This is a genomic window from Siminovitchia jepli (assembly GCF_047228825.1).
In the GTDB taxonomy this organism is placed as follows: Bacteria; Bacillota; Bacilli; order Bacillales; family Bacillaceae_C; genus Siminovitchia.
In genome coordinates, this window is record NZ_JBFEGN010000130.1 from 1 (window position 1) to 6,877 (window position 6,877).

At 38.9% G+C, this 6,877-nt stretch carries 8 protein-coding genes and 2 pseudogenes; all 10 read left to right on the forward strand.

Going from position 1 to position 6,877, the window contains the following annotated elements; genetic code table 11:
• Positions 1-43: 43 nt before the first annotated feature.
• The 10 genes and pseudogenes from AB1L08_RS21000 to AB1L08_RS21045 all read left to right on the forward strand — a co-directional run bounded on the left by AB1L08_RS21000 (position 44) and on the right by AB1L08_RS21045 (position 6,754).
• Positions 44-739: a hypothetical protein gene (locus AB1L08_RS21000; RefSeq protein ID WP_413066564.1), complete on the forward strand. Its 696-nt coding sequence runs from the start codon at positions 44-46 to the stop codon at positions 737-739.
• Between the two features lie 96 nt (positions 740-835).
• Positions 836-1,255, forward strand: a complete 420-nt coding sequence (locus AB1L08_RS21005) for a hypothetical protein (RefSeq protein ID WP_413066565.1) — start codon at positions 836-838, stop codon at positions 1,253-1,255.
• 148 nt (positions 1,256-1,403) lie between these two features.
• Positions 1,404-1,544, forward strand: a pseudogene (locus tag AB1L08_RS21010) (RHS repeat-associated core domain-containing protein); the annotation flags it as partial.
• A gap of 45 nt (positions 1,545-1,589) precedes the next feature.
• The gene (locus AB1L08_RS21015; protein WP_413066566.1) at positions 1,590-2,012 is read left to right on the forward strand and encodes a hypothetical protein; all 423 of its coding nucleotides are present in this window, start codon (positions 1,590-1,592) and stop codon (positions 2,010-2,012) included.
• Between the two features lie 70 nt (positions 2,013-2,082).
• Positions 2,083-2,580, forward strand: a complete 498-nt coding sequence (locus AB1L08_RS21020; protein ID WP_413066567.1) for a hypothetical protein — start codon at positions 2,083-2,085, stop codon at positions 2,578-2,580.
• Positions 2,581-3,114: 534 nt separating this feature from the next.
• The gene (locus AB1L08_RS21025; RefSeq protein WP_413066568.1) at positions 3,115-4,596 is read left to right on the forward strand and encodes an RHS repeat-associated core domain-containing protein; all 1,482 of its coding nucleotides are present in this window, start codon (positions 3,115-3,117) and stop codon (positions 4,594-4,596) included.
• 19 nt (positions 4,597-4,615) lie between these two features.
• The gene (locus tag AB1L08_RS21030; protein WP_413066569.1) at positions 4,616-5,467 is read left to right on the forward strand and encodes a DUF4240 domain-containing protein; all 852 of its coding nucleotides are present in this window, start codon (positions 4,616-4,618) and stop codon (positions 5,465-5,467) included.
• Between the two features lie 383 nt (positions 5,468-5,850).
• Positions 5,851-5,949: pseudogene (locus AB1L08_RS21035) on the forward strand (RHS repeat-associated core domain-containing protein); the annotation flags it as partial.
• Positions 5,909-6,166: a hypothetical protein gene (locus tag AB1L08_RS21040; protein WP_413066570.1), complete on the forward strand. Its 258-nt coding sequence runs from the start codon at positions 5,909-5,911 to the stop codon at positions 6,164-6,166. The pseudogene AB1L08_RS21035 and the gene AB1L08_RS21040, both read left to right, overlap by 41 nt.
• Before the next feature lie 15 nt (positions 6,167-6,181).
• Positions 6,182-6,754 (forward strand): hypothetical protein, encoded by a 573-nt coding sequence (locus AB1L08_RS21045; RefSeq protein WP_413066571.1) that lies wholly within the window; start codon positions 6,182-6,184, stop codon positions 6,752-6,754.
• The last annotated feature ends 123 nt before the right edge of the window (positions 6,755-6,877 follow it).

Sequence of the window (6,877 nt, forward strand, 5' to 3'; positions counted from 1 at the left end):
AAGATAAAAGGCATAATGCTTCATTTTCATGCGGTGTTGTGCCTTGAGCGTAGCGAAAGGAATGATTATAAAAATGAAAGTTGATATTGAAATGTTAAATGAATATTTACTTAAAAGCATTCAGGGGGCGAATACACAAGAAAGTATTGAGATATTAGAAAAAAAATTGCTAAAAATCTTGAATTATGATCAAAGAAAATTCAATGATGTACTTTTAACACAAGTAAAAATTAAAACCAAAATCAAACCTAAATATTTTAAGAACATTTATGTGGGGCAAGTCTTTGAGATTTCCCTTAAAGATATCCAAAAATACACTTATGGTGTTGTGATACAAGGAGATTTAACGCAAAAAAAAGATGATGACATACTTATCGCTTATTTAGATATTTTTTCTGAGAATCCCCTTAAAGTCAGTGAGATCAGTAAGCACATAGAAAGAAAAAAAATCATAATGATTGCTAATTCAGGCATATATTCAATTATTAACTACCAATGGAAATTTGTTTTTACTTATAAAGAAAAAATATTCTCACAAGAAGAAATCAATTTGATACCTTACAAAACCCAATTTATGGGAAACTACTATAAAAGTATAGGAGATAGTAATAAGGATATAGCAAGCTGTATCAAGATTGATGAGAAAGAAGCAAACCTTATTCCAAATCCACTTGGTGTGATTGGAGATGGTTCCATTATTAAAATACTTTGTAGGTTTTATCGGGATAATAAAGTCTAGGCCTAGCAAGATAGGTGTCAAAATAATCCCCATCTGTTTTTAGATGGGGATTTCATATATGTTATATTTATATTTATTTTTATTGGACAATGTGACATGACAACCTATTCCCATGCCAACGGTGTCGGAACCACCCGGATTTACCAAAAGATCGGCAGCCAGGCAGCCGTTACGTCCACCTATAACATGCTCAACCAGCTGACTTCCTACGGGAGCGAAACGATCAAATACGATCAAAACGGGAACCGGATTGAAGACGGGAAGTTCACCTACCAATGGAATGCCGCCGATCAGCTCGTATCCGTCAAGAAAAAAGGAGAAAGCGCTCCTTTTGCAGAATACAAATATGACGATGACGGCAGAAGAATCCAAAAGAAAGTAAACGGCACCATCACCAATTACATTTATGATGGCGGCAGCCTGAATGTCCTGTATAAAACGAATGCCAATGACCAGGTTCAGCGATCTTATGTCTACAGCGCCGACGGCCAATTGCTGGGCCATGAACAAACATAGTGGAAACACAGTCACAGCGACCTATACCTACCATTACAACCCGCGCGGCGATGTCATTGCCTTGACGGACTAATCAGGAAACGTCGTACCCAGCTACTCATACGACAGCTGGGGCAATCCGTCGGAGACAAAGCGGACCGGAATTGTACTGGAAAATCCATTCCGCTATGCAGGCTATCAATATGACGAAGAAACGGGCCTATATTACTTGATGGCACGGTACTACCATCCAACGCATGGCGTCTTCCTGTCAATGGGCCCCGATACCTGTGACGAAGACGATATCCTGACACAAAACGGGTATACGTATGCGAATAATAATCTGGTGATGATGGTGGATCCGGATGGCAAAGCTGCATGGATGGTTGCAGGAGCAGCCTTTGGTGGAATAACGTCCTATATAACTGCTAGATCAAAAGGTGTCAAAGGATGGAAGTTAGTTAGGGCCACTTTTTGGGGGGCTGCTTTAGGAGCAATAGGAGGTCCACGCTTAAAAGTAGCTGGAAGAATAGCCAAAAAATTCCCGTATAGAGTTAAAGGATATAGTAAGAGTGATGGTAGATTGTTTTCTGTGATTAAAAGGTCAGGAAAAAATAAAGGAAGAAAATTTTCTTTGGATTATCACCAAATAAGAGAAACGGTAAACGGTAAAAAAAGACGCTCTCATCGTAAAGTTTTGCATGTTCATTTTGGGAAAAATATTCATAAGCATAGAGTTATTTATCCAAGACGGAAAAAAATTAAATGGATAAATTAGGATATATAATGTCGATGGTCTGGCTAAATTTTTAGGCAGACCATCTTATTAAATAAAAGGAGTGAATTCTATGTTTCAAATAAATGAACTAAGTAGTGAATCTATACATAATTTAAAAAAACTACAAAACTATTCGATGTACAACTATAAAAGAATATTATATTGTGAGATAGAAAGTAAAATCGATTTTAAAAATTTTTTATGGAGTTTAGATTATAAGCAAATTCTTATTGGTATAATCGTTACAAAAAGAGAACTACAAGATTTAAGAGATGTAGTGAATGAAAAGGAAACAAATATTGAAATGAATTCAAACAATAAAGTTGGCATTAATAAATATTATGTGGAGCTATTAACTGAAAAAAATAGTTTTCTCAATAATATTGAACTGCTAGAATTTTTATTTATTTCTGCAGAAGCAAACGATATTTTGTTTATTATAATTGATCCTGTGTTAGATTACTGCTTTTTTAATTTTAAAACAAATGAATTGTTTGTTGATACTGCAAAAGCAAAAGCATATATATCATTTGATTATGATGCATCAGGTCTAATTATTATCGAATAATTATGTGGATTAATTATCTTAAATAAAAATGTCACAGAGACAGTCGCTTTTCTCTGTGACATTTCTACTAAATATTCTTTAAAGGCACTTACCCGTAATAAAAAACTGCTTTTTCTAGCGTTTCCCCGGGAGAACCATCTTTTCACTTCTCTAAGAAAATAGGCAATCCACCTTTTATCATCTTGATTGCTACCAGACTTCCCCATAGATGGGAATTCCATATGCAATTATTCCTATTACGATCTTGATTTGTTTCAAGTCCTGTCGATTCTTTGTGTATCCCGTACTACCTTCAAAAGTCTCCTTCTTCTTTGGCCTGTCCGGTATACACAAAAGAGACCGTATTTAAAATGAAGTCTGTTCCAGCTTAAGTCGGATACTGCTTCCCGAATTCTCTTGAGTCCTTATAAATATTTTCAAAATTCGCTGAATGGAAGGCATCCAGTACTCTATGCAGAGCGTCATGAATGAAAACATTAGCTTTCCTCTCGGGAACGAATAATGCAAGCCCAAAAGTAGATGAGATCGGGCAATGTGACAACCTACTCCCCCGCCAACGGTGTCGGCACCACCTATGTGTATGACCCGGCAGGACAGGTCATCTCCATGTCCACAAACAAAGTGGACTCATCAACCGGAGCGATGACGACCGTTATTGATGAAAAATACACGTATGATGCCAACGGCAACCGTACGGAGATTCTTTACAATGACGGGAAGAAAGAAACATACACGTACGACCATATGGACCAGCTTGTCCGCGAAACAAAGAAGGACGGCTCCGTTAATGAATACAAGTATGACGGATTCGGCAACAGGATTTATCAGAAGATCGGCAGCCAGGCGGCTATAACATCCACCTATAACATGCTCAACCAGCTGACTGCCTACGGAAACGAAGCCATCAGGTACGATCAAAACGGGAACCGGATTGAAGACGGGAAGTTCACCTATCAATGGAATGCGGCCGATCAGCTCGTATCCGTCAAGAAAAAAGGAGAAAGCGCTCCTTTTGCAGAATACAAATATGACGATGACGGCAGAAGAATCCAAAAGAAAGTAAACGGCACCATCACCAATTACATCTATGACGGCGACAGCCTGAATGTCCTGTATGAAACAAACGCCAATGATCAGGTGCAGCGTTCTTACGTTTACAGTGCCGACGGCCAATTGCTGGCCATGAACAAACACAGCGGAAACACAGTCACGGCCACCTATACCTACCATTACAACCCGCGCGGCGATGTCATCGCCTTGACGGACCAATCAGGAAAAGTCGTTGCCAGCTATTCCTACGACAGCTGGGGCAATCCGTTGGAGGCCAAACGCACCGGGATTGCACTGGAAAATCCATTCCGCTATGCAGGGTATCAATATGATGAGGAGACCGGCCTTTACTACCTGATGGCCCGGTATTACCATCCGACTCATGGCGTCTTCCTGTCAATAGACCCGGATCCCGGCGATGACGATGATATCCTGACGCAAAACGGGTATACGTATGCGAATAATAATCCGGTAATGATGGTGGATCCGGATGGGAAATGGTTCTGGTTTGCGGTGAATGCCGGCTTTGCAGCTTATGACGGGTATAAAGCCTACAGAGCGGGAAAGAGCAAAAAACAAATCGCATGGGCAGTAGCATCCGGATTTGGCCCGGGCAGATACCTTAAGGGTGCGAAAAAGGCTGTTGGGTTTGCGAAGAAAGTTCATAAGAATAGCAAGAAGTCAAAAGCAAAGAATCATTTGTATGAAATTTATGAAAGACGAACGGGTCAAGTTGTTAAGGTAGGTATAAGTTCTGGGAAAATTAGTAAAGCAGGGTATTCTTATCGAGCAACGCGTCAAGTGAACAAATGGGGTAAAGATCTATATGGTTCACGGATAGTCAAAAAAAATATCAATGGGCGATCAAGGGCGCTTTTATATGAGCAGGCACATGTGAATAGACTTAGCCGCAAAGGAAAACTTAACTTGTCTGCAGGAAAACATAGACGTCCGATGCCTAGATAATAAAAAGGGGTATGTGGGAATGAAAAGTGGCGATATTTATGCGTACAAAACACCAAATGGGTTTTATTCAACGATACGAGTTCTTAAAGTAGATCCAGCAGGAGAATACAAGTTGTTTTTCTTTTTAACAAGCTACTATGACAGTGAAATTCCGGAACTGGACGACGAAAGGCTATATGTCCCGTATGACGACTATTCGATCAGCTGGGTTGAGAAGATTGATGTCGAAGGGTTGATTCATATTGGCCATAAACCGCTAAATGAATGGGAGAGTACACGCCATCTAAAAACAAACATAGGGTTTGATGGGTCTTTGTTTGTATTAATCAATGTCCCGTATTATCGGTGGTTAGAAAAACATGACCCAAAAGCGTTTGAACAAATGCTAGAAGAGGATCGAAAAGAGGAAGAACAGCGAAACAAAGAAGAAAGGAGCTTACCAAATAAGGCTTTTTGGGAAGTAATCCATTTGATTCAGCTGGACGCTGATGATCCATTGAAAGAAGCAAGGACAAAGCTAGCGAGCTTTTCTGAAAAGCGGATAAAACAGTTTGAGGAAGCGCTCGCCCGCAAGCTATATATGTTAGACACAGAAAAGCACGCGCGCGAAATTGGCGAACAGGCTTACATAGGAGACAACGACTACTTTTCACCTGATCACTTTCTCTACGTCCGTTGTCTCTGTGTAGCAAAGGGGCAAACGTTTTATGAAAAGGTCCTTAAACAGCCGAGTCTCATGCCAAAGGATGAGGGCTTTGAAGAACTGTTAAGCCTCGCGAGCGATGCATATGCGGAAAAGACGGGAGAGGAATTTGATTATATCCCGTCTAAAGACTATGAAACGTTTTCCAATGAAAAAGGTTGGAAGTAGGATAGAAATACGGCACGAGAATGGGGGCTTTTTTGGACAGCCCCTACACATTAAACTCTGAACATATTGCCCAACTTTCGAAAAAATGCTTAGAAATCCCGCTATCACGGGATTTCTGTTTTTACTTTGGTCACCTACAAACTTTTTCCGACCATTCTGCATTATCTCTTTAAAGGATCTTTCACCCCTAATTTTTTATAAATTCTCTTTGTAGCTTGCTTCAGGCATTCCGGAAAGCCTGATTTGGTGAATCTGGTCATCTTTCCGGTTAATATTACTGTAGAACGCTGTTGGGTTGAGAACTGTTCTTTGGCGGTGAACCATGCGGTGATCCCTGAGCTTCCCGTAATTGATAATTAAAAATGGTAAGCTAGGACCCCGATGAATGGAATGCGGCCGATCAGCTCGTATCCGTTACGAAAAAAGGAGAAAGCGTTCCTTTTGCAGAATACAAATATGATGATGACGGCAGAAGAATCCAATACTGATTTACCTGGAGGAAAGGCAGTAGCCAAGAGCATATTTAGACACTATTCGAAAGGAAAAAAAATAAAAACAAAGAAAGAAGGGAATGTTCTTAGAAGATATACTTCTTCTGATAAAAAATATCAAATTCGATACACCAGACGAAAGAATAGAAAACTAAAGGTTAACTTAGACATTAAACGTGGTGGCATTTACGAAGATACCCGTTTTTAGTGAGGTGAATACGAATTGTCATCAGAACTGCATTATATTATTCCGATACAAACAAAACTAAAAAATTTAAATCGCATATCCCAATCAAAAAATGTGTCGGTATTTACAGGTGAATTTGATTCTCTTTCAGAATATAAGGAGGTTTTTAGTTGTCTTCATATATTACTAAAGGTAGGTAATAGTGAATTCTATTTAATAACAGCAGAACAAACAGAAATTACTTATTTAGCAGAGATTGACCATCTAGTCATTGTAATGGAGAAAGAGATGCCTAAACTCGAATCCTTATTTGGTCCGAAAGAAAGAAAAGATTATATTAAATTTAAGGATCTAAAGTCACAAGATGGTTTTCATCTTATTACTTATTTAGAGGAAGACTACTATATTAATTCTAGTTCCAATACTCTTGACTTTACCTTTGAAGCAGGAACTGCCATGATGTTAGAGGGAGAAAACGAAAAATTATTTATTAGTTGTGGCCGTACTCCTGAAGAATTATTTGTTACTTCAAATACAGATGATATTGCTAGAATATTAACGGAAAAGGAGTTGAAGCCTTATACATTGAACGTAAATTCTATCATTTAAATGGTTTTGAATTAGAGTTGAGCACTAAAGTTTATGACTTTGGTGCTTTTTCTGTGTGCCCCGCAGTTACACAATCTAAGTGGTTAAAATCCACTCAGTAACTTTACCCTTTAAAGTGCTGTA